Genomic DNA, 25,924 nt, shown 5'->3' on the forward strand with positions numbered 1-25,924 from the left:
ACCGTGACCGCCGGAGTGTCCGAACTGGACTCCCGACGGCCGGTCTCGCCCACCGGGCGATTCCGGATCGGCAGCACGACCAAAACGTTCGTAGCCACCGTAGTGATGCAACTCGTCGCCGAACACCGGATCCAGCTCGACACGCCCGTCGAGCACTACCTGCCCGGACTCCTGCCGCGCGGCAAAGAGATCACCGTGCGGATGCTTCTGCAGCACACCAGCGGCCTTTACAACTATCTCCGGTCAATCCCATTGGACGGCACCGATCTGGAGAAAGTCCGCTACCAGCACTTTTCGCCGGAATCACTGGTCGCCATCGCGACCGCACGGCCGCTCGATTTCCCGCCGGGCAGCAAGTTCTCGTATTCCAACACCAACTACACCGTGCTCGGCATGCTGATCGAACGGACCACCGGACACGCGTGGGGCGACGCGGTGGCCAAGCGGATCCTGCGCCCGCTGGGCATGCACCACACGGTGGTCCCCGGGGACCGCACCAGGATCCCGGGCAAGCACGCACACGGCTATCAGGAGATGAACGGGAAACTGGTTGACGTCACCGAACTGAACCCGAGCTTCGGCGGCGCCGCGGGCGAGATGATCTCCACCACCGCGGACCTGGACAAGTTCGTCCAAGCGCTGGCCGCGGGACGGCTGGTGCCGCCGCCGCTGCTGAAGCAAATGACCACCCCGCGCTCCGCGGCCGAGGAGTACGGGCTGGGAGTGGAAACCCGAACCACGCCGTGCGGAATCCCGGTTTTCGGCCACACCGGCGGGATTCCCGGGTACGGGACGATCGCGTTCACCAGCGCGGACGGAAAGCGCCGGGTGGAAGCTTCGCTGACGTTCGGCCGCGGACCCGCGAATGAGGCCTTCTATTCGTTGATCGACAAGGTGATCTGCGCCTGAAAGACCACGGCCTGGGCCCGGTTGGGGAGCCGGGCTCAGGCCGTGGCCGTTAGCGCGTCTTCGGATCTCAAGCCTTGTCGTGCTTCTCAGTATCCCCAGGCCACTGGCCGGTAAGCTTGTCGTACCCCGTCGCGCCGCCACGATCGACAGCGGCCTTGACCACTCCGAAGATCGCACCCTGCACAGATGCGGCCAGCAGCACCTCGCCCCAGCCGCGCTCTTTCTGTGTTGGCTCCGGAGCCTTCTTAGTGCCGGAGATCAGCTTCCACACCTGCTCGAACACCGCGTTGGCGGCCAGCCCGCCCAGCACGCCGAACAGCAGGCCGAGCGGCCGGTACAGCAGCTTGTTGACGTTCATGTTCACCGTCCCCTCTCGCTCGCTCAAGCAGTACCCGCTCCTGCGGCGGGGTATGCGCGCAGCGGCTGATCCGTCAGTGCTGGATCAGCCCGCCGACCGCGACAGGTCCGACATGGCCCGTCGGCGGTTTGGTCCTCGCCAACGAAAGGCCCACGTCGACCAGGCCCGACCGGCGAAGCGAGGCGACGGCCGGCAGCGGCGTCCACACTGACTCGGCTGTCTCGCCGTTGGGCTCCGGCCGCAGCTCGCCGCCGACGATCCGGGCCTGGTAGAAAATCCCGACATTCTGATGCGGACCCGAATCCGGCACCAGGCGCTCGGCCGCCGGGATGATCCGGGAATCCACTCCCAGCAGGCGTTCGACCACCGCCTCGCATCCGGTTTCCTCGGAAACCTCGCGGATCACCGCGTCGAACGGATCCTCCCCGTGCTCGACACCGCCGCCAGGAAGGGTCCAGCGGCTTCCGCCGCCCTTCGGCGAAACGTAACGCGCGAGCAGTACCGATTCGTTTTCGATGCACACGGCGTACGCCGCTAACCGGAAACTCATTTCTCCCAGGTTACCTGGCCACTCTCGACACTCAACAGCTCACGCAGGGCGGCAAGCACGGCGTCCGGGGCCTCTTCCATCACGAAATGCCCAGCCCCTTCAATCAACGTGAGCTCGGCCCCGGGGATCCGCGCGGCGAGTTCTTCAGCGATAGAAGTCCGGAGATACTCGTCCGCAGTTCCCCACACAACCGCGGCGGGGCACTGGATCTTGTCGAGGCCCTCAGCGAGTTCCCGGCGAGCAGGTACCCGGTACTCGCGGAAAAAGTGCAGGAGCCAGCGTCGACCGTCCGAAGTGGACATCCAGTTCAGGTAGCTGTCCAGTATCGCGCGGTCGAAGACACCGGCGCGCAAAAGCCCGCGCAGGGCCACCCGGTTGATCGTTTCCAGCGGGAGCGGCACGGCGGCGAACGGGCTGCGGCCCAGGATGCCGACGAGCGAGAACACGGCGTACCACTTGGGCACGAAAGTGCGGTGCGCACGACTGTTGAGGATCGCGAGCCGCCGCACGCGGTCGGGGTGGCGCTGCGCGAAGCCAAGGGACAGGAAGCCGCCGTAATCGTGGCCGAACAGGTTGCATTCGGCGATGCCGAGCGCGTCGAGCACCCGTCCGACGCGGTCCACCTCGGTGTCGTAGTCGAAGGACAGGTCCGTGCGGCGTTCCGACTCGCCCCAGCCGAGCCAGTCCAGCGCGAAGACGTGATGCTCCTCGGCGAGCCCGCGCAGCTGATGGCGCCAGGAGCGACGGTTGGCCGGATAGCCGTGCAGCAGCACGATCGGTTCGGCGGAAGGATCGCCGAGTTCGGTGAACGCGAGCCGAGCGCCGTCGACCGTCACCGAGCGAGCCAATCCGGCGTCGCTCACGCCGCGCCGCCGCGATTGCCTCGACCGCGTCCGGCACCGAACCTGCGCAGCCGATTGCCCAGGTAGGGCAGCCACGCGCGGGGGCGCCGCAGCACGGCGCCGATGATCACCAGCGGGTCGAAGTAGGCGGTCCGTTCGGCGATCAACCCGTCTTCGACCGTGATCCGGTCGACAAGCGGCCATTCGATCGGCCTGCCGCCCAGCGTTCCGTACAGGCGGCCCCAGATCAGCACCTGACCCGAGCCGCTCGCCCAGCCTTGGACGTCGTAGCGCAGATCCGGGACGAGGTTCATGGTCCGCGTCATGAATTCGCGTGCCTCGGCGACGCCTCGGGTGTTGCGCTCGAGCGGGTGGACCAACCGGACGCCGGGCTGGAACAGCGGGGTGAACGCGTCCGGGTCCATCCGGCTCCAGGCTTCGGCGAACCGTTCCACGAGCTCAGCGGCTTCCTGGTCGGCGTGTTCGCGGAGTTCGGACATCGGGTTTCCTCCTCCACCGCCGGAAGGGCGCGCAACTCTTGTAACGATTGCAAGAAGTGTCCGGAAGGTAGCACGCATCGGGGAGTTCTTGCAATGGATGCAGAAACCGGCCGTACGATCGCGTGATGACGACCGGCGGCACGAAGGCGCGCGACCCCCGAAAGCAGCGGACGATCGACGCCTTGCTCAGGGCCGCCGAGAAGGTCTTCGCGGGTCGCCCGTTCGAGGAGACGACGGTCGAGGAGATCGCCGAGCGCGCCGGTGTCGCGGTGGGGTCGATCTACAACAACTTCGGGTCGAAGGCGGGGCTGCACGCCGCCGTCGTCGACCGGGCCCTCGATGTCGACCGCGAGTACATGGACCGCGCCTACACGCCCGACCGCTCCCCGATCGAACAGCTGGAGGCCGCGGCCGAGGAGTACCTGCGGTTCTACCTCGAACAGCCGGAGTTCTTCCGGATGCTCGCGTTCCCCGCCCCGCTCGGCAACTACCCCGCCGCAGCCGAGACGGCGGCCCGCCTCGCGCACCGTGTCGACGAGCAGAACGCGCGCATGATCGACGCGATCGAGCGCGGCATCGCCGAGGGCGCGATCCGCCCGCTCGACGCGCGCAAAGCGGCCACCGTGCTCTGGGCGAGCTGGAACGGCGTGCTCAGCCTCGCCTGGCGTCCCGACGCGCTGCGCGAGGACGAAGCCGGTCTCGCCGAACTGCTCTCCCTCGCGACGGACATCGCGAGCTGGGGCTTGCGGATCTCCTGAAAACGCCGCCGCTGGACGCCCTCCGCCCGCGAGGGTTGAGGCCGATTCCCCCGGGTAACCACGGACCGAACCGCGACGGGAAGGGATCGGCATGTGCCGTCTGTTTGGTCTGTCCGCTGCCCCGGAGCGCGTGCACGCCACGTTCTGGCTGCTCGAAGCGCCCGACAGCCTCGCCGCCCAGAGCCGGCGCGAACCGGACGGGACCGGGCTCGGCATCTTCGACGAGCAAGGCACGCCGCAGGTCTGGAAACAGCCATTCGCGGCCTACGAGGACAAACAGTTCGCCTGCGAGGCCAAGGAATGCACGTCAACGACCTTCCTCGCCCACATCCGCTACGCCTCGACCGGCGGCCTCGAACCGGCCAACACCCATCCGTTCGCCCAGCACGGCCGGTTGTTCGCCCACAACGGCGTCCTCGGCGATCTCCCCCGGCTGGAAGCCCGGCTCGGCGAGTACCGGGAGCTCGTCAAGGGCGACACCGACTCCGAACGTTTCTTCGCTATGGTCACCCAAGAAATCGACGCTCATGACGGCGACGTGAGCGCCGGGATCACCGCCGCCGCCCGCTGGGCCGCCCTGAATCTCCCGGTCTACGCGATCAACCTCGTTCTCACTACCGCGGACGGCTTGTGGGCCTTGCACTACCCCGACACGCACGACCTCTACGTCCTGCAGCGTTGCGCAGGCGGCCCGCACGGCGACCGGCACCTCGAACACGCGAGCGCGGCGGGCCGGATCCGGGCCCGGTCCAGCGGTCTCGCCCGGCACCGCGCCGCCGTGGTCGCCAGCGAACGCATGGACGAAGACCCCGGCTGGCAGAACCTCCGTCCCGGCGAACTGCTGCACGTCGGCGCGGACCTGACCGCGACCCGCCGGATCGTGCTCGAACAGCCGCCGCGGCACCCGTTGACCCTCGACGACCTCGGCGCCCACGCCGCCGCGTCCCAGCAAGGCCAGTGACCCGCCGCGCACACCTGGCTCAGCGCCGCACCGTCGGCTCCCACCCCCGCCGCGCGGCCCGGTTCCCGACCTGGCCGGGATCGCGCCGCCGGTACACCACGTACGGCCGCAGCAGATAGTGCACCGGTGCGCTGAACGCGTGCACCAGCCGGGAAAACGGCCACAGCGCGAACAGCACCATGCCGAGCGCGGTGTGGAGCTGGTAGTCCACCGGCACGTGCGCCATCAGCTCCGGGTGCGGATTCAGCGTGAGGACGCCCCGGAACCACGGCGCGATCGTCTCGCGGTAGTCGTAGCCGCCGCGAAAGCCGTTGTCGATGACGGTCGTAGCGGTTCCGGCCAGGAGCGCCAGCGCGAGCACCGGGTACATCGCGCGGTCGCTGCGGCTCGTGCCCGCCCGGACCGCTGGCGTGCGCAACCGCCGCCACACCAGCACTCCGAGGCCGGTGAGCGCGGCCAGCCCGGCGACAGTGCCCATGGCCAGCGACACCAGGTGGTAGTTGTCCTCGGTGACGCCGAGCAGTTCGGTGAGGCCCTTCGGGACCAGCAGGCCGAGCACGTGCCCGCCGAGCACCATCAGCAGTCCGAAGTGGAACAGCGGGCTGCCGATCCGCAGCAGCTTCGATTCATGCAGCTGCGAGGACCGGCTCGTCCAGCCGAATTTGTCGTAGCGGTACCGCCAGACGGTGCCGCCGATCAGCAACGCGACGGTGGCGTACGGGGCAGCTCCCCACAACAGCACGTCAAGGCTGGTCATCGAGCGCTCCCGGTCGGATAGGGGTCGAGTCCCACCAGTTCGCGCGGCGGTTGCGGAACAGGGGGTGCGGCCGCCGCGGCGATCGTCGCGAGCACGGCGGCGATCGCGTCCTGGTACGGCGTGCCGAGCTTGATCAGGTTGCGGTGCAACAGTTCCAGCCCGGGGCGGAACCGGGCGAGCAGTTCGTCAGCGGCGCCCGGATCGGCGGCGGCGGCGAATTCCAGTACCACCGGAAGGAAATCGGGCAGTTCGTTCTCGGCTGGTTCGAAGCCGTGTTCGCGGTAGTACTGCCGCAGTTCGGCCAGCGAGCTGCCGCGGCGGCGGGTGTCGCCGTCGGTGTACCAGGTCAGGTGCAGCGTGCGCCGGGGTTTGCGGTCGAAGACCTCGACGTAGTGCTCGCCCGGCGCGGGGCCGTCGAGATGGTCGAGCACCCGGAGCAGCTCGGCCCGGCCGGGGACGTCGGCGATCTCGTTCAGCGCGGCGCGCAACAACTCCGTCTTGCCCAGTACCGAATCGTCCGGGTATTGCAGGCACCAGCCAGCCACGGCGCGCAGGACACCGCGGTGCCGGTTTTCCTTGGTATGGCGGCGAAACAGCCTCACCGGTCACCGCCGCGCGAAAGCGTCGGGAAGAGCGCGTCCGGCCGTTCTCCTTCGCGCCAGCTCAGCAGGTCGACCTGCCCCGGCTCCGGGCCGCCGCCCATCCCGGGTCCGCCGTCGGTGTCGAGACTGCATTGCGTGGCAATGCTTTCCAGTGCGTGCGCCTGTCCGATGCCCGCGGTCGGGATGACGTACCGCTCGTCGTACTTGGCCAGCGCCAGCAGCCGGTGCATGGCGAACATCCGCTCCCCGTCCAAGCCGACCGCGGCGGCCAGCTGGTCGTCCGGTTCCCGGCCGAGGGTCACCGACCGCATGTAGGAGCGCATCGCGGCGAGCCGGCGCAGCGACGCGCGGACCGGTTCCGGGTCCCCGGCGGTGAACAGTTCGGCCAGGTACTCGACCGGGATGCGCAGCGCGTCGATCGCGCCGAACAGGTTGTGCCCGTCCTCGCCGTCGAATCCGCTGCCGGACACCGCGTCCGCCACCGGGGACAGCGGCGGGACGTACCAGACCATCGGCATGGTCCGGTACTCCGGATGCAGCGGCAGCGCGAGCCGGTAGTCGTGGATGAGCCGGTAGACCGGGGACCGCTGGGCCGCGCCGATCCAGTCGCGCGGGATCCCGGCCCGCTCGGCCGCCCGGACCACGTCCGGATCGTGCGGGTCGAGCAGCAGGTCCAGCTGCGCCGGGTACAGGTCGTGCTCGTCGGGCACCGCGGCCGCCTCGGCGACCCGGTCGGCGTCGTAGAGCAGCACGCCGAGGTAGCGCAGGCGGCCCACGCAGGTCTCCGAGCACACTGTCGGCTGACCGGCCTCCACCCGCGGATAGCAGAAGGTGCACTTCTCCGCTTTGCCGGTCTTGTGGTTGAAGTAGACCTTCTTGTACGGGCAGCCGGTGACGCACATCCGCCAGCCGCGGCAGCGTTCCTGGTCGACGAGGACGATGCCGTCCTCCTCGCGCTTGTACATCGCGCCGGACGGGCAACTGGCCACGCACGCGGGGTTGAGGCAGTGCTCGCAGATCCGCGGCAGGTAGAACATGAAGCTCTGCTCGAACTCCATCTTCACTTTCGCGCCGACCTGGTCCCGCACGCGTTCCAGCAGCGGGTCCGCGACGCCGTGTTCGGTCGAGCCGCCGAGGTCGTCGTCCCAGTTCGGGCCCCAGGAGGGCTGCATCGGCTGCCCGGTGACCGCGGAGACCGGCGCCGCGGTCGGCACGTCGTCGCCCAGCGGAGCGTCGAGCAGCGTGCGGTACTCGTAGGTCCAGGGTTCGTAGTAGTCGCCGATCTCCGGCAGATCCGGATTGGCGAACACGGTGGCGAGCTTGCGCAACCGTCCGCCGGCACGCAGTTTCAGCTTGCCGCCGGGAGTGCGGACCCAGCCGCCCTTGCCGCTCTCCTGGTCCTCGTAACGGCGCGGATACCCTTGCCCCGGCCGGGTTTCCACGTTGTTGAACCACACGTACTCGGTGCCCGCCCGGTTGGTCCACGTCTGCTTGCAGGTGACCGAACAGGTGTGGCAGCCGATGCACTTGTCCAGGTTCATCACCATGGCCAGCTGCGCCATGATCCTCATCAGTACCGCACCTCCTGGTCCCGGCGGCGGAGCACGGTGACCTCGTCGCGCTGGTTTCCGGTCGGCCCCAGGTAGTTGAAGCCGAAAGTGAGCTGGGCGTAGCCGCCGATCAGATGAGTGGGTTTCATCAGCAGCCGGGTGAGCGAATTGCCGGTGCCGCCGCGTTTGCCGGTCGTCTCGGTGCGCGGCACGTTCACGGCGCGGTCCTGGGCGTGGTACATGAACACCGTGCCCGCGGGCATCCGGTGCGACACGATCGCGCGCGCCGCCACCACGCCGTTGCGGTTCACCGCTTCGACCCAGTCGTTGTCGCGCACGCCGATCGCCGCCGCGTCCGCCGGGCTGACCCAGATCGTCTGGCCGCCCCGGGACAGCGTCAGCATGTGCAGGTTGTCCTGGTAGGTGGAGTGGATGGACCATTTGCTGTGCGGGGTCAGGTACCGCACGGTCACCTCGCCGGGCGAATCGCCGGTGTCGCCGAAGATCCGGTTGAGGTCCAGCGGCGGGCGGTAGACCGGCAGCGCCTCGCCGAGTTCGTGCATCCAGTCGTGGTCGAGGAAGAAGTGCTGCCGCCCGGTCAGCGTGTGCCACGGTTTGAGGTGCTCGACGTTGATCACGAACGCCGAGTACCGCCGTCCGCCGCTTTCGCTGCCCGACCATTCCGGGCTGGTGATCACCGCGGCGGGGCGCGATCGGGTGTCGGCGAAGGTGATCCGCTTGCCCTCGTGCTCGGCGGCCAGGTGCGCCAGCTCCTGTCCGACCCGCCGCTCCAGCTGTTCGAACCCTTGCACCGCAAGACGTCCGTTCGTGGTGCCGGAGAGCGCGAGCACCGCGTCCGAGGCGCGGATGTCGGTGTCGATCAGCGGTCTTCCCTCGGCGGGGCCGGAGCGGGCGAGGCCGTTTTTCTTGCCCAGCCAGGCCAGTTCCTCCCGGACGTCGTAGGATACGCCCTTGGTGGCGGTGCCGAGTTCGTCCAGCAGCGGTCCCAGCGTGGCCAGTTTCGCGGCCACCGCGGGGTAATCGCGTTCGACCACGGTCAACGCCGGGAAGGTGACGCCGGGAACGGGCTCGGTCTCGCCGTCGCGCCAGTCCCGGACGACGCCGCCGGGCTGCGCGGTCTCGCCCGCGGTGTCGTGCAGCATCGGCGTGGCGACCAGGTCCTTGCGCACGCCGAGGTGGACCCGGGCCAGTTCGCTGAACCGGCGCGCGATGGTGTGGAAGGCGTCGAAGTCGGTCCGGGTCTGCCACGGCGGATCGACCGCGGCGTTGAACGAATGCACGAACGGGTGCATGTCGGTGGACGACAGGTCGTGCTTCTCGTACCAGGTCGCGGCGGGCAGCACGACGTCGGCGAACAAGGTGGTGCTGGTCATCCGGAAGTCCAGCGCCAGCATCAGGTCCAGCTTGCCCTCGGCTGTTTCTTCGCGCCAGGCAACGGTTTCCGGGCGCAGGTGCGGCGGCGCCTCTTCCGCGCGGACGTTCGCGTCCGTGCCGAGCAGATGGCGCAGGAAGTACTCGTGCCCCTTCGCCGAGGAGCCCAGCAGGTTCGATCGCCACACGGTCAGCACGCGCGGCCAGTTCTCCGGCGCGTCCGGGTCCTCGCAGGCGAATCCCAGCTCGCCGCTGCGGACCCGCGCGACGACGTGCTCGACCGGGTCCGCCCCGGCCGCCTCGGCCTCGTCGACCAGGTCGAGCGGATTGCGGTCGAAGGTCGGGTACGACGGCATCCAGCCGAGCCGGGCCGAGGTCGCCAGCGTGTCGGCGGCCGACGTGCCGGCGAGTTTCCCGGTCGCCAACGGGGAAAGCAGCGCGTCGTTGCGCATCCGGTCGTAGCGCCACTGGCCGGTGTGCAGGTACCAGTAGGCGGTGCCGATCATGTGCCGCGGCGGCCGGACCCAGTCCAGCGCGCCGGCCAGCGTCGCGTGCCCGGTCAGCGGGCGGACCTTCTCCTGGCCGACGTAGTGCGCCCAGCCGCCGCCGTTGCGGCCCTGGCAGCCGGTCATGGTCAGCAGCGCGAGGAACGTGCGGTACACGGTGTCGGAGTGGAACCAGTGGTTGGTCCCGGCCCCCATCAGGATCATGCACCGGCCGCGGGATTCCTCGGCGGTGCGGGCGAATTCGCGCGCCATCCGGGCCGCCCGGTCGGCCGGAACCGACGTGATCTCCTCCTGCCACGCGGGGGTGCCCGGCTGGCTCGGATCGGCGTACGACTCCGGCCAGCTGCCGGGAAGCCCCGCGCGGCGCACGCCGTACTGCGCGAGCAGCAGGTCGAAGACGGTGGTGACGACGCGACCGCCGAGGCGCCGCACCGGCACGCCCCGGCGCAGCACCGCCCCGGAGCCGTCCGTCGCGTCGAACCTCGGCAGCAGGACCTCGGCTGTTTCCCCCTCGCCGAGCAGGGTCAGCCGCGGGACGACGTCGCCGAGGTCGAGGTTCCAGCGTCCCTCGTCCTCGTCGTTCCAGCGGAACCCCAGCGAACCGCCGGGCACCACCGGTTCCCCGGTGCGGTCGTCCAGCAGGACCGTCTTCCACGCCGCCTCGGCGACGTCCTGGCCGAGGTCCGCGGCGGTGAGGAACTTCCCCGGCACCGCCGCGTCGCCCCGTTCCTCCAGCGTGACCAGGAAGGGCAGATCGGTGAAGCGGCGCGCGTAGTCGGCGAAGTAATCGATTTCTTTCTCGACGAAGAACTCGGTGAGGATCACGTGCCCCATCGCCATCGCGAGCGCCGCGTCGGTGCCCGGATGCGGGGCGAGCCACTCGTCGGCGAACTTGGTGTTGTCCGCGTAGTCCGGCGACACCACCACGACCTTCTGGCCCCGGTAGCGGGCTTCGGTCATCCAGTGCGCGTCCGGGGTGCGGGTGACCGGCACGTTGGAGCCCCACATGACCAGGTAGGCCGCGTCCCACCAGTCCGCGGACTCGGGCACATCGGTCTGGTCGCCGAACACCTGCGGCGAGGCGACCGGCAGGTCCGCGTACCAGTCGTAGAACGACAGCATCGGCGCGCCGAGCAAGGCCATGAACCGGGACCCGACCGCGTGCGAGACCAGCGACATCGCCGGAATCGGCGAAAACCCGGCCACCCGGTCCGGCCCGTACCGCGCGATCGCGTGCACATGCGCCGCCGCGGCGATCTCGGCGGCCTCGTCCCAGCTCACCCGCACCAGCCCGCCCTTCCCGCGGGCGCGCTGGTAAGCCCGGCGCTTCACCGGATCGTCCACAATGGACTCCCAAGCACGCACCGGATCACCGTGCCCGGCCCGCGCGGTCCGGTACATCTCGACCAGCACGCCGCGGGCGTACGGGAACCGCACCCGGGTCGGGGAATAGGAATACCAGGAGAACGACGCACCGCGCGGACAGCCTCGGGGTTCGTATTCCGGCAGATCCGGCCCCACCGAAGGATAGTCCGGGTCCTGGCTCTCCCAGGTGATGATCCCGTCCTTGACATAGACCTTCCACCGGCAGGACCCCGTGCAGTTGACGCCGTGCGTGGACGGGACGATCTTGTCGTGGCTCCAGCGGTCCCGGTAGAACACGTCACCCTCGCGCCCGCCGGTGCGATACACCGCGCGCAGGTCCGGCGAGGTGCTCGACCGGGTCAAATACCGCCCCAGCCGCAACAACGCGTCCGACGCGGGCGTAGTGCTTGCCCGGGACTGGTCACCCATCGTTCGTCCGACCTCCGAATGGAAACAGCGCGGCGCGTCCGAAGCGAAATGCGCGGGGCGCGGGAACGGCTTCACGTTAGCGGTGATCGCCGTAAAAATGCCGTATCCATCCAGCGGTGGTGATCTGTTTCACTGTGCAACAGTTCGTTTTTTATAGGGCGGGTAAAACTTTCCTCAACCAGTCGGAGTCGCCCATTCGAGTGGCGCAACCCGTTGTCCAGCAAGGACTTTGCTCGCTACCGTTGCCGGTGTCGGAATTGACCGATGAATGATGATCAACACTTTCGCCGGAGTTCTTTTCGCGATTAATCCGCACCGGCGAACAAGGAATCGACGCCGAAGGTCAATGGCCCCGACCGCTCGTCGCAGCCGGGGCCATCCATGTCGCGCGCGCCTTGCCGGAATCAGTCCCGGCAAGGACGTTGTCAGCTTCCCGCGGCATCCCGCTCCGTCGCGGCCCGGAACCGGTCGAGGTACAACGGCCAGCCAGAATCGGAGCCGAGGCCCGCGAAGCTCTCCCAGCCTTCGCCGTGCCGGTCGAGATGCCGATGCTCGAGCACGACCCGGGTGCGCCCGGCACCCTCGGCGAGGAACCGGATCTCCACCTCGCTGGTACGACCGGGATCGGACTCCAACTGCCAGCGAGGGCTGATGTCCCAGCTGAGAACCAGCCGATCCGGCGGCTCGCAAGCAAGCACCCGCGCCCAGGTGCACCGGCTGCCGTCGGAACCGAGGTCGTACACGGTGCCACCGGCCGCGGGCTCCAGCACGGTCCGTTCGATCGGCACCGCGAGGAGGTTGTGCTCGCGAGGCTTGACCTCGTCGAACCGCTCGGTGAACACGCGGAAGGCGTGCTCGAGGGGAACGTCGACGAGGATGTCGAAGTGCAGGACAGTCGGATCTTGCGAGGTGGTGCTCATCGGGTGATGTCCTTCCAGAAGAAGCCGAGTTCCCGGCGGGTGCCCGCCACGGCCGTGGGTGCGTTGACAAGAGGAAGACGAACGGATCGGGCGCGACTCGACAGGTCGTTCGGGAATTTTTGGCCAGATCGGTTCCGGTGCGGCCGCGGAGGCAGAGATTTCCGGTGCTGACGTCGTGCACCGGCCCCCGGTGAGGTCGTGGCACCCAGGGCCGCCCGGACTCGGCCCAAGATCGCAATCGCATCGAGCACTCCGGAATCGACCCGCTCGCGCCGCGCGTCCTCGGATGCACTGGCACAGACTCTGCCAACTGCCGGAACCCGGCTAACGGGACATGACATCCTTGAACCGGGCAGTGACATCGTCGCCGAGCTTGGCGCCAGTGCTGATTCTGATCAGCCGTCCGTTGATATGGGACGAATGCCGTCCGGCGGTTTCGATGTCGGCGGCCGGCACCTCACGGGCCCACCGCAGCTCGTAGGTCGTGCTGTCGAAGGCGATGAGCACGGCGATGTCGAAGTCGTAGGAACGGAAGGCGGAGAAGACAGCGCCTGACCGCGTGTCCGGCCCCATGGCCCGGGCTTTCACCTGGATCCGGCGGCCGTCCGCGGCGAGCAAGTCGTAGGACTTGACCGAATTCGGTACGAGCTCGCCGGCATAGGCCTTGGCCGCGAGGTGTTCGGCATAGTCCCCCAGCGGCGCGTTCCGGGTTCTTACGACCCCGCGGTCACGCAGCTCCCGCAGTATCGCCGCATACCTGCCCAGCAAATCCGGGGTGGACACCAGGCTGAGGTTCTCGTGCGCTGCGTCCGTTCGAGGGTCGAGACTGTCTTTCTCATGCATTGGCCAAGCGTGCCACGGCCTACCGACAAAAGCGGCAGCGCGGAAGCCGCGCATTCTGCTGGCATGATTCAGACGCGAGAACTCGGCGACCGGACCAAAGTGCAGCGAACGCCGTCCCTGTGCGTGCCTTCGAGGGCGGCAAGTCGCGGCCCGGACCTCGCAATGTGCCTGGACGAGGCGACGTAGGCGGCCGCCTGCCTCAACCCGTCCGACCCGCCACCGGTCGCGAAGTTGTCGTAGATCTGCTGCACGGACATCGACTGCCCCGCAAGCTCACTACGTGCCTTGCATCGTCGACAGGACAGCCTTGGTCACGTTCGTGGCCGCTGTCGTGGCGTTGCTACCAGGCGAGCCCTGGATCAGCACCACCATTTCGGTCTGATCCGACACTCCGACCAGCATGGTCACCTGTCCTTGACTGCGGCGGTCCGCGGTGTTGGCCAGCACGGCCGGAAAACCGCTCACGACCGTCGGCTCGAAGTAACCGTCTTTGTAATAACCGAAAGCGTTTTGCCGATAGGTGTTCGTCAAGCCGTTCTTGACCGTGGTCAGAAACGTGGCGCTGACGGCCGTGTACCCGTCGCTGAACCGCCAACCGCAGCCGACGCTGCTGGACGCCTTGTCAGCCTCGGGCTGGCTCAGCTGCAACGCGGACAGCTGCGACGGTGTCAACATGCTGCACGGATCCGCGAGATATTTGTCCACATTGACCGGAGCTGCAACTCTCGGAGCCTCCACATTGTCGCTCCCCGACGACGAGGGCGAACCACTCTGGCTGGCACCGGAAGGCACCGGGCTTGCCGTCCCTTGAGTCGGTTCGGAGCACCCGCTGACCCCGACAGCCACCACGCCTGCGATACCGGCCAGGGCAAGACGAAATCGAGAAAGAGTCACAAATATCCTATTAATACATGCCGCCAAGAGCGGGCTTTCCGGGATTCACTTTGCCAAGCATCATGCGGCGCATACGTTCCGTTGGCCTTTTTCAGCGCGTTGAGGTACGCATATGCGGTCCGCTGCACAATCACGTTGTGGTCGACCATGCGCTGCAATGACGTTTGCACGAGCCGCACCTGCTCGACTTCAACAGGCTCGAACCGGTACCCGACACCCGCCGTCCTCGCGTACCGCCGGCTCGGCAAGCCGTTCCAACCCGCGCCGCGCTGGCACCCGGCATCTCCCGGCCGGCACGTCCTCGCCTGCGTCAGGCGGAGAACCGTCACCCGATCTCCCCATGTGATGCTCCCCTCGCACCCCGTCATCACTGCGCCCTCAAACTAGCAGTCGGGCGGCCTTCTCTGTCTGATTGTCGGCAACACCCACCCACGCCGCGCTCGCGCGGAGGGCAGCCAACGCCGGCCGGGCACCCGGGTAGAGGTCGCTCCCCTCGATCGCCTCGCCGGCACCGGCATACCTCACGCCGCTGCCGCTCGGCTGCGAGGTCGAGATCGGGCCGCAGCATCGGGAAGGCCTCGGCGCTGTCGTCCAGCAAAGGCTCGCCAGCGCCGAACACTAGCGACCCGATCGCAATACTCCCGGCTATCTCGATGTCACGCCATCCGCGCCTTAGCGGACCACCTTCTCGCCGTCGCACGCGGCGGGCGAACCTCGTCAAGGAGCGTCGGGCTTGGCGTCCCAGGTTGCGAGTTCTCCGCCAGGCATGGAGACGACCAGGAATCCGTCAGGCCCGGAAACTGTCCATGCTTCGTATTCGTCGTCTTTCTCCGCCTGGATCGCAGCGCCGTTGCCGAACGCTATTCTCAACGTGCCAGAATTGTCCGCATCGGACTTCGCTACGACTTGAGACACCAAGACATCCATCGGCTGGAATGATTCTTGCGGATCGCTCTCCGGGGAAAAACTGTACTGTCTCCCTGGCACGTTGAAGCTGAACGGTGATTCGATGCGCGCCGTGTAGTCGTCGGAGAAATGCAGGACGGCACTGTATTCGACCGTTATGGAGAGCAGCTTCTTTCCCTCAAGGCCGAGATTCACGGCTACCATCCTTTCGGGGTCGGGTACGATCCGTCTGCGTTGCGTGGGATATGGGTTTCCGCCCTGGATCCCGGCTTGCCGTCAAGCTTAACAGGCTGGTTGTGTTCGTTGGTGAACTTGACGTAGCCGTTCGGGTATCGCGGATCCGCTCCGGGTTCCATGACTCGGACGGAATTCGCGTCACCGGAGGAACCCGGTTTCTGCCACACGGTTCCCTTGCCATTGTTGGACGGCCGGGAGGCCCAGCCGTCCTGTGCGCCCGCCGGCGGAGACGAGTCCGCTGCAGAACTTCCCGCGCTCTCGCTGCTGCTGTTGACTTGGAGAGGTTCAACCCGGTCGTCGCCAGCGGCGTGACCTGCGAGATCCGTGACAGCAGCCCCCGTCATCGAGACCCCGGCCGCGATGCCCGCCGCAGACACGACGTTCAGCGGTACGCCGGCGACCGCGCCGACGCCGGTCGCGTCCAGGACCCCGCCCAAGCCTTCCCCGGCACCGCTGATCACAGTCAGACCGATGCCGCCAGCGGCCGCGAGGGTATCCAGGGGGTGGTTGAGCATGGCGTTCCCGGCCGACGCCATGGCGTTGACGACATCCGCGCCGGCCTGTGCGAGCGTATCCCCGACGTCGTCGAGCCAGCCGGACTTCTGCGGCGCCTGACCGGCACGGTCGCGCAGCGTCTGCGCGGTGATGTTGCCGCTGTCCGCGAGCTGGGCGCGAGCGCGGTTGAGCGCATCCCGAGCGGCTTGCCGCTGTGTCTCACCCGGATCGGTGAAGACAGGCGGAGGCTGGTTGTTCGCCTGTGCCTGCGCGGCAGCCTGGTCGTAGGACGCCTTGGCCTGCTGGGTTGCGGCTTGGCCTTGGGTCCACAGCGAGACGGCCTCGGCTGCCTGAGCTTGCGCCCATCGCAGCGTGCGGGCGTAGTCGTTCAGCGCCCCGCTGGCGGCTTGCAGGGAGTCGGCCGCGGCGTACCACTTTCCGGGTTCGTACGAGAATTTGTCGTGGAATGCTGTTGCGGCCGGGCCTTGCCACGCACCGGTGTCGATCGCTTTCAGGCCGTCGGCCGCACCGCCGGCTTCTCCGGCACGCGCTTGCAGGACGCGCGCGTTCTCTTCGATCGCCTCCGGGTTGCCGGGGATCAGGGCGGCTGGGTCCTGGGTTTGGCCGAGCTCAGCCATCATTGACCGCCTGCTGGCCGGGATCGGTCCGGAGGGTCCGAGCTGTCGCATCGTCGATTCCGCGGTAAGCGTTCGCGGCTCTGGTGAGGGTGGCGCCGATCTTGTCGGCGTCGTCGGTGAGGATGTCGAGGCCGTCGGACCACCGCGTGCAGAAATCCATCAACCCGTCGTGCACACCCTGGTGGCCATACAGCTCGACGTCACCGCAGAGGCCGCGGAGCTGGAACCCCTGTTGGTCTGTAACGCTTCGGCTGATCCCGCTCCCGGCTTCCGCCACCTTGTCGACGTCAACGTGGAACCCCGGTCCGTCCACCACGGAAACGACCCCCTCCAACACTCACCGTACTCGGCCGTCCTCTCTATCGGACCACACAATAAGCAACCATGGGGTCACTTTGTGCAGGTTCCGGTCCGCGCACAGCCCGCCGGCGACCGGCGGCGGTCGGGGAACTGAGCTGGCGCGTTGAGACCTCGACCTGTTCAAGCGCCCAACCGGCGCGGGTGACCGAGAACGGCTGCCTGCCGAGCCAGGTGATCGATCGGCTTGCGCAGAACCGGATCAGGCCCGGGAACTGATCGCCCCAGGTCGCCTCAACCGCAGTGAAGCCAAGCGCAAACGACTCGAAGTTCAACCGTTCGAGACCTTGCCTCATCTGCTGCAGACGCCGGCCTGCACAGATGGGCCGCCTGACGGCAGCCGCGCCAAGCAGATTTGTAGCGCGCATTCTCACGAATTTTCCTGGAGCAACCCTGGAGCAGACGTGCGTGAGCAACGTCCGCGAACGGCACCCAACGGTAGCGAACGACAGGGGTTGACCACGCCATTCTCGACCTGCCAGCGTCAAACCGCAGACTTAGAGTGACCCTATCCTCACTGACAGTCAGAAGGTCAGCAGTGCTGTTCCCGCAGGCCGGAGACGCTCAGCCAACGCGGTCCCCACCGGTATGGAGCGACGCCATAAGCTGCGCGACCCATTGGACAACTCACGGACGCATTGTCTCCAGCTAACTGCACGCCGACTGAATTCACCAATAAGGCCAGGACCGTCAAGAATATTACTCAATACAGTCGGCACCGAATCCGAAACAACACATCCCCGTATTCTGAACGCACAGTTTCGACGCCTTCAGGCCGCTGCTGTCTAATCCGGAAGCCTGCAAAACCGCAGCGCCGAGCGAGACTTCACCCCCAGAAACGCTGGATCAGGTCGCGATACCACCACGGCACGACAAGCGCAGACAGCGCGGTCGTCGCGCCCAGATCTGCATGACTGCGGCGACCATGACCCGCAACCCCGCGCGACGACTACTGGCCCTGCGCCGTGCTGCACCAAGATTGACCTCCCAACACGGGATCTCCGAACGACGAACCAGTCCACCGCTCGATCACGGCTCTGGCTCGTCCACACGGCTACGACCTTCGGACAGCCGGATCAACTCGTCCGCGACGAACCCCACCACCATCGGACCCGAACCGCGCAGCGAGGCACCGGGGACATTCACGCGGCCACGACCCGCCCGCTCACGCCACGCGCGGTTCCAAGGCTCGATCAGCAACCTGAAGCTGCTCGAGGGCGTCGCGTGCACGCATCGACAAACGAATCGACTATCGAGCGAGCCCAACCACTCCAGTATCGATAGCGGTAAGCGCGCCATCGGAGTCCCACGTCTCCGAAGCGCCACCGGCTACTGCAGGCGACCACCAACGGCTCGACAGCCGGCCATCTGGACGACCGTCAAAATCGACACTAAATCGCCCCTACTCATGGGCAGTAAAAAAGCCCAGGTCTCAGACCTGGGCTTTGAGCTCCCCCGCTTGGACTCGAACCAAGAACCCTCCGGTTAACAGCCGAATGCTCTGCCAGTTGAGCTACAGGGGATCGTGCTCCGCCGGTCCGGATCTCTCCGGGCTGACGGGAAGAACTTTAGCCCATGCCGTTCCCGCCTCGCACGGGGGGGTGGGTTTTCGGCGGCCCCGCACGGGAGCCGGTTGTGTTGGACAATGGACAGTCGGAAGTCCTGCTGAGGAAGAGGTGTGGCCGCTGATGAAGAAGTTCCTGCTGGGCGTGGGCCTGGGGTACGTGCTGGGCACCAAGGCCGGCCGGGGACGGTACGAGCAGATCGTGCGCACCTACCGCAAACTGGCCGACCATCCGATGGTCCAGGGCGCCGCCGGGGTGGCGCGGGCGAAGCTCGGCGAGAGGTTCGGGCGCGGGAACGGCTGAGCAAGCCCAGCTCAGGACGGTTTTTGCCAGGTGAGCGAGTACCGGCGCAGCACGTGTCGGCGGTAGCGCACGCCTGGCAGCAACCGCTGCGCTGTCGTGCGCACCTCGCGGTAGCTCATCCGCGGCTGCATGGCCGGCATGCCCTCCGGGCCGTGGGCGCGGCGGACTGTCTTCGCGATTCGCACGATCGGTGCTGCCGCGATCGTCGCTGCCCGGTCCGTCGCGCTCGCGTCTCGGGCCAGGCCGACGACTACCAGTGCGCCGCCTGGGTGCAGCAGGTCCCGCATCCGGGTGAGGGCGGCTTCGAAATCCAGGTGGTGGATGGTGGCCACTGAGCAGATGAAGTCGTAGGTGCCGAGGTCGGCGGAGAGAAAATCTCCCTCGACGAAGGTGCCGTCGGACAGCGAACGGGCCTGAGCCACCATCTCCGGCGACTTGTCGATGCCGGTGACCTCGGGCACCGCGAGAGCCAGTTTCCGCACCAGCAGGCCGTCTCCGCAGCCGACGTCCAGCGCGGTCGCGCATCCAGCGGGCACGGCACGAAGGATGCCCGCATGACGGGCGACGTTCGTGTTCCAGTACGACATCAGCCGGGAATCTTGGCCACGAAGAAGATCCGCCGGAACTCGAACCACGTGGTCCCGTCCGCGCGTGACGGGTAGGCCTCGTCCAGCAGCGGGGCCAGGTCGTCCTGGAAAGCCGCCCAGTCCTCGTCGCCCAGGGCGGCGCGGATGGGGCGGAGTGCGGTTCCGGTGATCCACTCCAGGACGGCACGCTGGCCGGAAAGTTGTTGCACGTACGTGGTTTCCCACGCGTCGACCAGGCATCCGGCGTCGGCGAGGAGGTTCGCGTAGTCGCGGGGTTCGCCGACGGCGTCTTCGGCGCGCAGAGTGACCGAGGACAGCCGTGAAGCCCACGCCGGAGAGGCCGCCAGCTGACGGCTGAGGGCGTGCGAGGGGGCCGAGAAGTTGCCGGGGACCTGCACTGCCAGCACCGCGCCGGCGGGGAGTTCCGCGGCCCACCGGCGCAGCAGGTCTTCGTGTCCGGGCACCCACTGCAGGACGGCGTTCGAGACGACCACGTCGGTGTCCGGTTTCGGGGTCCACGTCCGGACGTCGCCGACCTCGGCGGCCACCCCGCGTTCGCGGGCCGCGGCGACCATCTCCGGCGAGCTGTCCATCGCTTCCAGGACCGCGTCTGGCCAGCGGATCGCCAGGTCGAGGGTCAGCGTGCCGGGGCCGCACCCCAGGTCGACGACCCGGCGGGGCTCGGTCGCCGAGATTCGCCCGATCAGGTCATAGAACGGCCGGCCGCGCAGGTCGGAGTAGTCGAGGTACTTCGCCGGATCCCACATGAGCAGCCTCCCGCCAGTAAACAGTACAGACGTACTGAGTACGAGCGTACTGCTACTCGCCCCGGTTGGCCAGCTTCTCCGCGACCTCCGCCGCGACCGCCTCGACCAGCGCCGGGTCGGTGCCCGGATCGGGGCGGACCTGCAGTTCCACGCCGTCGCGGCCGGGGACCTTGCGCTGGACGAACCACGCGCCGCCCTCGGGGAACTCGTGCCGGTGCCGTCCCCGCACCGAGCCGTCGACGCGCACGCGCACCTGCTGCGGCACCTTCCCCGGCTGCGGCAGCCGGAACCGCACCGGCTCGCGGTCGGCCAGCACCGCGACCGCGCCCGCGCGCCCGGTCTCCTCCGATTCGGTCAGCGTGAACACGCCGTCGCCCCAGGTCGCCTTGCCCACCAGGTGCCAGCCGACCCGCCGCGTCGTGCCGTCGCCGGACGGGATCCACAGGCCCAGCGACGTCACCACGAGGTGCCCGCCGCCCTCGACCGCGGCCGCGGCGACCGGATCCTCGCCCCTGTCCAGCGTGCCGGGGAATCCCGGGGGCACGCCGCCGCCGAAGAACCGGTTCAGCAGTCCCACGTCACTCCCACCCGCTCGCCGCCTGCTCGCGCAGCGACTTCCGGTACTGCTCCAGCGCGACCAGGTCGCCGAACAGGGCCCGGTAGTCGTCCGGGGCCTCGACCGGCGACAGCCGCTGCAGCTTCGACTTGATCTCGCCGATCTGCCTGCCGACGAGGTTCTCCTGCACGCCCGCGAGCACGCCGGAGATGTAGCGCGAGTCCACTTCTCCCAAGGCTCGCAACGGTTCCACCGCCAGTTCGCTGAGCACGCGGCGGACCGTCCCTTCCGGACAGTGCGCCGACGCGGCGTCCAGCAGCGCGGGCCCGGTGAGCCCGGACGCCGCCCCGCCCGCCTTCAGCACGGCCAGGTGCACCGCGACGTACACCGGGTGCGTGAACGCCTCTTCCGGCAGCGAGTCGTACTCCGGACCGGCGATCGCGGGCTGCTGCAGCGCGGCCTTGAGCGCCTCGCGCTGCCCGACGAACCGGGGGTCGTTCGGCGCGGGACGCGGCAGATCCTGCTTGTCCGGCTCGGGCGCCGGGGCCTCCTGCCGGGCCGCGGACCGCCGCTGCTGCGGTTCGGCCGGACCGCGCCGCGCCGCCGCGCCGGCCGCGCCGCGCACCCGGTTGACCACCTGCGCGACGTCCTGCCAGCCGACCCACCAGGCGAGCTTCGACGCGTACCCGTCCCGGCTCGCCCGGTCCTTGATCGCGGCGACCATCGGCACGGTCTTCTGCAGCGCGGCGACCTGGCCGTCGACCGAATCCAGGTCGAACTGCTTCAGCATGCTCTTGATCACGAACTCGAACAGCGGCGTGCGCCGGGCCACCAGGTCGCGCACCGCGGCGTCGCCCTTCGCGATGCGCAGCTCGCACGGGTCCATCCCGTCCGGCGCGACCGCGATGTAGGTCTGCCCGGCGAACGTCTGGTCGCCCTCGAACGCCTTGAGCGCCGCTTTCTGGCCCGCCTCGTCGCCGTCGAAGGTGAAGATGACTTCGCCGCGGAAGGCGTCGTCGTCCATCATCAGCCGCCGCAGGACCTTCATGTGGTCCTCTCCGAACGCGGTGCCCGAGGACGCGACCGCGGTCGGCACGCCCGCCGCGTGCATCGCCATCACGTCGGTGTAGCCCTCGACCACGACGACCTGGTGCCGTTTCGCGATCTCCCGCTTGGCCTGGTCGAGGCCGAACATGACCTGCGACTTCTTGTAGATCTGCGTTTCGGAGGTGTTGAGGTACTTCGCCGAGATCCGGTCGTCGTCGAAGAGGCGCCGCGCGCCGAAGCCGACCACGTCGTTGCCGACGTCGCGGATCGGCCACACCAGCCGCCGGTGGAACCGGTCCATCGGGCCGCGCTGGCCCTCCTTCGACAGGCCGGACGCGATCAGCTCCTTCACCTCGAACCCGCGGTTGAGCAGGTGCTTGGTGAGCTTGTCCCAGCCGCCGGGCGCGAACCCGCAGCCGAACTGCTTGGCCGCGGCGGCGTCGAAACCGCGCTCGGACAGGAAGTCCCGCGCCGCCCGCGCCTCGTCGGTGACGAGCTGCTCGACGTAGAACTCGGCCGCCGCGCGGTGCGCCTCGATCAGCCGGGACCGGGTGCCGCGGTCGCGCTGCACCGACGCGCCGCCGCCCTCGTAGGTCAGCCGGATCCCGACGCGGTCGGCGAGCCGCTCGACCGCCTCCACGAACGACACGAGGTCGATCTTCTGAATGAACTTGATGACGTCGCCGCCCTCGCCACAGCCGAAGCAGTGGAAGGTCCCGTGAGTGGGGCGCACGTTGAACGACGGGGTCTTCTCGTTGTGGAACGGGCACAGGCCCTTCAGGCTGCCCCCGCCGGCACGGCGCAGCGCGACGTACTCCCCCACGACCTCGTCGATCCGGTTGCGCTCACGCACCTCCGCGATATCGCTCTCCCGAATCAGTCCTGCCACGGCACCACAATAGTTCTCCCCGCCGCCGCGCCGTGCGGCACACTCGGGACATGGGCACCACGACCGCGCTGGAGGACTTCGCCGCCGAGTTCGACGTCCACCGGCCGCACCTGATCAGAGCGGCCTACCGGCTCACCGGCACCCGCGCGGACGCCGAGGACGCGGCGCAGGAGGCCTGGCTGCGGCTGTCCGGGCTCGACGACGCCGGCCGCGCCGGGATCCGCGACCTGCGCGGCTGGCTGACCGCCGTGGTCGGGCGGATCTGCCTCGACCGGCTGCGGTCGGCGGCCGTGCAGCGCGAGAAGTACGTGGGCGAATGGCTGCCCGAACCGATCGTCACGCCGTTCGGCGCGCCGGCGAGCGAGGATCCGCTCGAGGCCGCGGTGCGCGACGACGGCCTGCGGATGGCCGCGATGGTGGTGCTCGACCGGCTCACGCCCGAGCAGCGCGTGGCGTTCGTGCTGCACGACGCGTTCGCGGTGCCGTTCGCCGAGATCGCCGATGTCCTGGGCTGCAGCCCGGCGGCCGCGCGCCAGCACGCCTCGCGCGGCCGCCGCGCGGTCGAGGACTCCGACCCGCCCGCCCGGCTCGAACTGGCGCAGCAGCAGGCGGTGCTGGAGAAGTTCGTCGTCGCGCTGCTGGCGGGCGACATCCGCGCGGTCACCGAACTGCTGCACCCGGACGTGGTCATGATCGGCGATTCCGACGGCCGCTCGCGCACCAGCCGCCGGATGATCGTCGGACCGGACAAGGTCGCCCGCTTCGTGCTCGGGGTGCTGGCGAAGTACGCGCCGGGCACGATGGCGAACGGGCGGCCGGTGCTCGTCAACGGCGACCTCGGCCTGTGGCTGCCGCAGCTGCCCGCGGCCGACGGCTACCTCGCCCTCGACGAGCGCGTCCAGACGTTCAGCCTGCGCGACGGCCGCATCGTCGGCGTCTACGACCAGGTCAACCCGGACAAGCTCACCCGCATCACCCGGCCGGAGCAGTGACGCTCCGGCCGGGCCGCGCGGTCAGGGCATCGGCACCCGGCAGGCGTCGCCCGAGGTGAAGCCCTGGTCGACGATGCCGAGCGCGCTGTTCATCCGCGCCCGCGAGTTCTCCAGGCCGATCTGGTAGGTCAGCTCGACGACGCCCTTCTCGCCGAATTCGGCCACCAGCTCGGCGATCTGCTCGTCGGTGACCGTGACCGTGGGGCCGGACATCGCGTCGGCGAGCGCGAGCGCCAGCCGCTCCTGACGGGTGAACAGCGGCGACGTCGCGTACTCGTCGATGTGCTTGAGCCGGTCGATGTCCAGGCCCTCGTGCCGCTGCAGCATGGTGCCGAAGTCGACGCACCACGAGCAGCCGATCTGCGTGGCGACGCGGTAGACCGCGAGTTCCCGCACGTTGGCGGGCAGGTGCTTGGACGCCTTCTCCGCCATCAGCTCGTGCGCGATGCTGGTCCGCAGCAGCCCGCGGTGGTGCGCCACGACGGCCATCGGCTCCGGAACCGCGCCGTACCGCTTGCCGGCGATCCGGTAGAAGAGCTTGAGCACCGGGCCGCCGTCGGTGGCTCGTTTGACCGGGATACGAGGCATGTCGGGTCCTCCTTCTGAGTGGTTCGAAGGAGGAACGGGACAGCCGCGCGAGATGTGACAGCCTCAGCGGCGCCCGGTGATCGGGCGCACATCCCAGATCCACACGCCGTCCACGAACTGCGCGGGTTTGCGCAGCAGGAGGTCGACGGTGGCGCGGTAGGCGTCGCTGTGCTCGCGCGGGATCAGCACGAGCACGCTGGCGTTCCAGTAGCGCAGGTCCTCGATCGCCTGGTCGCGGTCGGCGTCGGTGATCTCCTGCGCTTGCTTGGAGTCGCGGACCCGGTCGAACAGCGTCGAGGTCGGCCGCTGGTAAGAGCCGTAGCGGCCGCGTTTGTCGTCCGGGCCCTGCGGTCCGACGAAGTAGCCCTCGGGCATCGCGTACCGGAGGCCGGCGTCCATCTGCCAGTGCAGCGGCTCGGACTCCCCCGAACTCGGCAGCGGCACCGGCACGACGGTGCCGCCGGGCGCGACGTAGGTCTGCCAGGTGCCGTCGGCGAAGAACGCGGGCGTCGGCGGGCGTTTCTGCACGAGCAACTGGGTCGGCGCGATGGGCAGCAGCACGGCCGCGACCGCCCCCAGCCAGATCAGCCGTACCGGCAGCTTCAGGTCGCCCTTCGCGGCGGCGGAGAACACCCGGTCGGTCGCGATCGCCAGCAGCGCGCCGATCGCGGGCACGCACGCCATCGCCAGCCGCGATTCCAGCAGCGATTCGAACAACGGCAGGTCCGCGAGCAGTTTCCACGGCCCGGGCACGCCGGTGTTCTCGTGCAGCACGGTGATCTCGGAGCCGAGCGAAAGCCACGCCATCAGGAACATCGAGATCGCCAGCGAACGGGCCACGACCTCGCGCCACAGCCACACCGTCACCACGACCATCAGCACGATCAGCGGCCAGCCGAAGAACGCGTTCTCCTCGGTGCGGTTCAGCGACACCGCGGCCGCCGCCTCCGGCTGCCCGGACACCGACTGGGTCGCGAACCGGGTCATCGCGGCGGTGTCGTTGCCGACCTGGCCGTGCTCCAGCCCGGTGTAGCTGTCCGGGCCGAAGAACTGCCACCACAACGGGAACGCGACGACCACCAGCGTCAGCACCACCGCGATGCCGCCGCCGAGCAGCACCGGCCGCACCATCGCCTTGACCTCGCGACGCCGCGAAACGCAGTAGGAGATCGCGAAGATCAGGAAGCCGAGCGCGAAGATCAGCAGCGGCTCTTCGCCGAGGAAGATCTGGTACGCGGTGAGCACGCCGAGCCAGATCCCGTTGCGCACCGGGCGCTTGCCCTGCGCCAGCTGGATCACTTTGAGCGCGATGAACGGCAGCAGGAACCACGCGACGAAGTTCGGATGCGCGTTGGCGTGCGAGATCATCGGCGGCGCGAAACCTGCGAACGCGCCGCCGATCGCCGCGGACACCCGGTGCCGCACGAGGTGCCGCGAGAACACCCAGTACCAGGCCGCGGCGCTTCCGGCGAGGCTGCCGGTGAGCACGATGGCCCAGGTGACGGTCGGACCGAAGGCGAGCGTGATCGGGGTGAGCGGGATGCCGACGCCCAGCATGGCCGTGTTGGCCATCATGTTCACGCCGAGCGGGTAGTTCTGCAGGCCGCTGGTGAGCGGGTTTTCCAGGTGCTGCACCGATTTCGCGGTGACGTCGAAGAACCATTCCCACAGGTTCTGGTCCGACGCGCTGTTCCACAGGTAGCCCTGGCCGAGGTCGGCCCACAGGCCGCCGAACAGCAGCACGGAAAACGCCAGGTACGCGCCGATGATCCCCGCGTCGGCCCAGGAACGGCGCATCCGCGGTTCGGCGGCGGCGACCGCGGTCGCGCCGGGTTCGCGAGGCGGTGCTTCGGGTTTCGCG

The 25,924-nt window shown here is 68.6% G+C and carries 25 protein-coding genes and 1 tRNA gene; 5 read left to right on the forward strand and 21 right to left on the reverse strand.

The genetic code is table 11. The features are described 5' to 3' along the window. Positions 1-909 (forward strand): serine hydrolase domain-containing protein (locus EIZ44_RS41210; protein WP_134734274.1); only part of this gene is annotated, 909 nt, incomplete at its 5' end. Positions 910-976: 67 nt separating this feature from the next. Here the strand turns inward: EIZ44_RS41210 and EIZ44_RS41215 are convergent. The 4 genes from EIZ44_RS41215 to EIZ44_RS45270 all read right to left on the reverse strand — a co-directional run bounded on the left by EIZ44_RS41215 (position 977) and on the right by EIZ44_RS45270 (position 3,159). Next, the gene (locus tag EIZ44_RS41215) at positions 977-1,267 is read right to left on the reverse strand and encodes a DUF4235 domain-containing protein (RefSeq protein ID WP_037818566.1); all 291 of its coding nucleotides are present in this window, start codon (positions 1,265-1,267) and stop codon (positions 977-979) included. Positions 1,268-1,340: 73 nt separating this feature from the next. Continuing rightward, the gene (locus EIZ44_RS41220; RefSeq protein WP_037818504.1) at positions 1,341-1,817 is read right to left on the reverse strand and encodes an NUDIX hydrolase; all 477 of its coding nucleotides are present in this window, start codon (positions 1,815-1,817) and stop codon (positions 1,341-1,343) included. Continuing rightward, positions 1,814-2,680, reverse strand: a complete 867-nt coding sequence (locus EIZ44_RS41225; protein ID WP_240691554.1) for an alpha/beta fold hydrolase — start codon at positions 2,678-2,680, stop codon at positions 1,814-1,816. Before EIZ44_RS41225 ends, EIZ44_RS41220 begins: the two co-directional genes overlap by 4 nt. After that, entirely contained in the window at positions 2,677-3,159 is a 483-nt protein-coding gene (locus tag EIZ44_RS45270) for a nuclear transport factor 2 family protein (RefSeq protein ID WP_205673470.1), read from the reverse strand. The genes EIZ44_RS41225 and EIZ44_RS45270 overlap by 4 nt, the downstream gene beginning before the upstream one ends. 125 nt (positions 3,160-3,284) lie before the next feature. Between EIZ44_RS45270 and EIZ44_RS41235 the strand changes: the two genes are divergently transcribed. Both EIZ44_RS41235 and EIZ44_RS41240 read left to right on the forward strand, forming a co-directional pair. Then, positions 3,285-3,917 carry a TetR/AcrR family transcriptional regulator gene (locus EIZ44_RS41235; RefSeq protein ID WP_134662985.1) on the forward strand — a complete coding sequence of 211 codons (633 nt, stop codon included), beginning with the start codon at positions 3,285-3,287 and terminating at the stop codon, positions 3,915-3,917. A gap of 91 nt (positions 3,918-4,008) precedes the next feature. Further along, the gene (locus EIZ44_RS41240; protein WP_134734277.1) at positions 4,009-4,878 is read left to right on the forward strand and encodes a class II glutamine amidotransferase; all 870 of its coding nucleotides are present in this window, start codon (positions 4,009-4,011) and stop codon (positions 4,876-4,878) included. Positions 4,879-4,897: 19 nt separating this feature from the next. Here the strand turns inward: EIZ44_RS41240 and narI are convergent, their stop codons facing one another. From narI to EIZ44_RS41295, 11 genes are all read right to left on the reverse strand, one after another. Continuing rightward, a complete protein-coding gene (narI, locus tag EIZ44_RS41245; RefSeq protein ID WP_134662987.1) occupies positions 4,898-5,635 on the reverse strand; it encodes a respiratory nitrate reductase subunit gamma in 738 nt (245 codons plus the stop codon). After that, positions 5,632-6,180, reverse strand: a complete 549-nt coding sequence (gene narJ / locus EIZ44_RS41250; RefSeq protein WP_240690625.1) for a nitrate reductase molybdenum cofactor assembly chaperone — start codon at positions 6,178-6,180, stop codon at positions 5,632-5,634. Before narJ ends, narI begins: the two co-directional genes overlap by 4 nt. 53 nt (positions 6,181-6,233) lie before the next feature. Further along, entirely contained in the window at positions 6,234-7,808 is a 1,575-nt protein-coding gene (gene narH, locus EIZ44_RS41255; protein ID WP_134662989.1) for a nitrate reductase subunit beta, read from the reverse strand. Further along, a complete protein-coding gene (locus EIZ44_RS41260) occupies positions 7,808-11,479 on the reverse strand; it encodes a nitrate reductase subunit alpha (protein WP_134734278.1) in 3,672 nt (1,223 codons plus the stop codon). Before EIZ44_RS41260 ends, narH begins: the two co-directional genes overlap by 1 nt. A gap of 425 nt (positions 11,480-11,904) precedes the next feature. Beyond that, positions 11,905-12,399, reverse strand: coding sequence for an SRPBCC family protein (locus EIZ44_RS41265; protein WP_134734279.1), 495 nt, complete (start codon positions 12,397-12,399; stop codon positions 11,905-11,907). Between the two features lie 324 nt (positions 12,400-12,723). Further along, a complete protein-coding gene (locus EIZ44_RS41270) occupies positions 12,724-13,242 on the reverse strand; it encodes a DUF6998 domain-containing protein (protein ID WP_134734280.1) in 519 nt (172 codons plus the stop codon). 276 nt (positions 13,243-13,518) lie between these two features. Further along, positions 13,519-14,136, reverse strand: a complete 618-nt coding sequence (locus tag EIZ44_RS41275) for a DUF3558 domain-containing protein (protein ID WP_338081110.1) — start codon at positions 14,134-14,136, stop codon at positions 13,519-13,521. 717 nt (positions 14,137-14,853) lie between these two features. Next, entirely contained in the window at positions 14,854-15,237 is a 384-nt protein-coding gene (locus tag EIZ44_RS41280; RefSeq protein WP_134662994.1) for a DUF6188 family protein, read from the reverse strand. A gap of 2 nt (positions 15,238-15,239) precedes the next feature. Beyond that, positions 15,240-16,415, reverse strand: a complete 1,176-nt coding sequence (locus EIZ44_RS45275; protein WP_205669911.1) for a putative T7SS-secreted protein — start codon at positions 16,413-16,415, stop codon at positions 15,240-15,242. Continuing rightward, complete coding sequence (locus EIZ44_RS41290; RefSeq protein ID WP_240690627.1) at positions 16,405-16,728, reverse strand: hypothetical protein; 324 nt, start codon at positions 16,726-16,728, stop codon at positions 16,405-16,407. The genes EIZ44_RS45275 and EIZ44_RS41290 overlap by 11 nt, the downstream gene beginning before the upstream one ends. 1,491 nt (positions 16,729-18,219) lie before the next feature. Next, positions 18,220-18,292 (reverse strand) — tRNA-Asn (locus EIZ44_RS41295). A gap of 165 nt (positions 18,293-18,457) precedes the next feature. Between EIZ44_RS41295 and EIZ44_RS41300 the strand changes: the two genes are divergently transcribed. Then, positions 18,458-18,637, forward strand: a complete 180-nt coding sequence (locus EIZ44_RS41300) for a hypothetical protein (protein ID WP_037362580.1) — start codon at positions 18,458-18,460, stop codon at positions 18,635-18,637. A gap of 11 nt (positions 18,638-18,648) precedes the next feature. Here EIZ44_RS41300 and EIZ44_RS41305 read toward each other — a convergent pair whose 3' ends face one another. From EIZ44_RS41305 to dnaG, 4 genes are read right to left on the reverse strand one after another with little or no spacing between them, the layout of a single operon-like run. Further along, positions 18,649-19,224 carry a class I SAM-dependent methyltransferase gene (locus tag EIZ44_RS41305; RefSeq protein WP_134734281.1) on the reverse strand — a complete coding sequence of 192 codons (576 nt, stop codon included), beginning with the start codon at positions 19,222-19,224 and terminating at the stop codon, positions 18,649-18,651. Beyond that, positions 19,224-19,991 carry a trans-aconitate 2-methyltransferase gene (locus EIZ44_RS41310; RefSeq protein ID WP_134662996.1) on the reverse strand — a complete coding sequence of 256 codons (768 nt, stop codon included), beginning with the start codon at positions 19,989-19,991 and terminating at the stop codon, positions 19,224-19,226. The genes EIZ44_RS41305 and EIZ44_RS41310 overlap by 1 nt, the downstream gene beginning before the upstream one ends. A 52-nt stretch (positions 19,992-20,043) precedes the next feature. Continuing rightward, positions 20,044-20,568 (reverse strand): hypothetical protein, encoded by a 525-nt coding sequence (locus tag EIZ44_RS41315; protein WP_134734282.1) that lies wholly within the window; start codon positions 20,566-20,568, stop codon positions 20,044-20,046. A gap of 1 nt (position 20,569) precedes the next feature. Then, on the reverse strand, positions 20,570-22,483 hold the full coding sequence (gene dnaG, locus EIZ44_RS41320) for a DNA primase (protein WP_037813536.1): 1,914 nt from the start codon (positions 22,481-22,483) through the stop codon (positions 20,570-20,572). A 50-nt stretch (positions 22,484-22,533) separates the two neighbouring features. On the opposite strand from dnaG, the gene sigJ reads away from it, so the two are divergent. Beyond that, positions 22,534-23,475: an RNA polymerase sigma factor SigJ gene (gene sigJ / locus EIZ44_RS41325; RefSeq protein ID WP_037813538.1), complete on the forward strand. Its 942-nt coding sequence runs from the start codon at positions 22,534-22,536 to the stop codon at positions 23,473-23,475. Between the two features lie 21 nt (positions 23,476-23,496). Here the strand turns inward: sigJ and EIZ44_RS41330 are convergent, their stop codons facing one another. Together EIZ44_RS41330 and EIZ44_RS41335 are read right to left on the reverse strand one after the other, a co-directional pair. After that, entirely contained in the window at positions 23,497-24,063 is a 567-nt protein-coding gene (locus tag EIZ44_RS41330; protein WP_134734283.1) for a carboxymuconolactone decarboxylase family protein, read from the reverse strand. Between the two features lie 63 nt (positions 24,064-24,126). Further along, entirely contained in the window at positions 24,127-25,860 is a 1,734-nt protein-coding gene (locus EIZ44_RS41335; protein ID WP_240691556.1) for a YfhO family protein, read from the reverse strand. Positions 25,861-25,924: the final 64 nt, after the last annotated feature.

Source organism: Amycolatopsis nivea (genome assembly GCF_004522235.1).
GTDB lineage: Bacteria > Actinomycetota > Actinomycetes > Mycobacteriales > Pseudonocardiaceae > Amycolatopsis > Amycolatopsis nivea.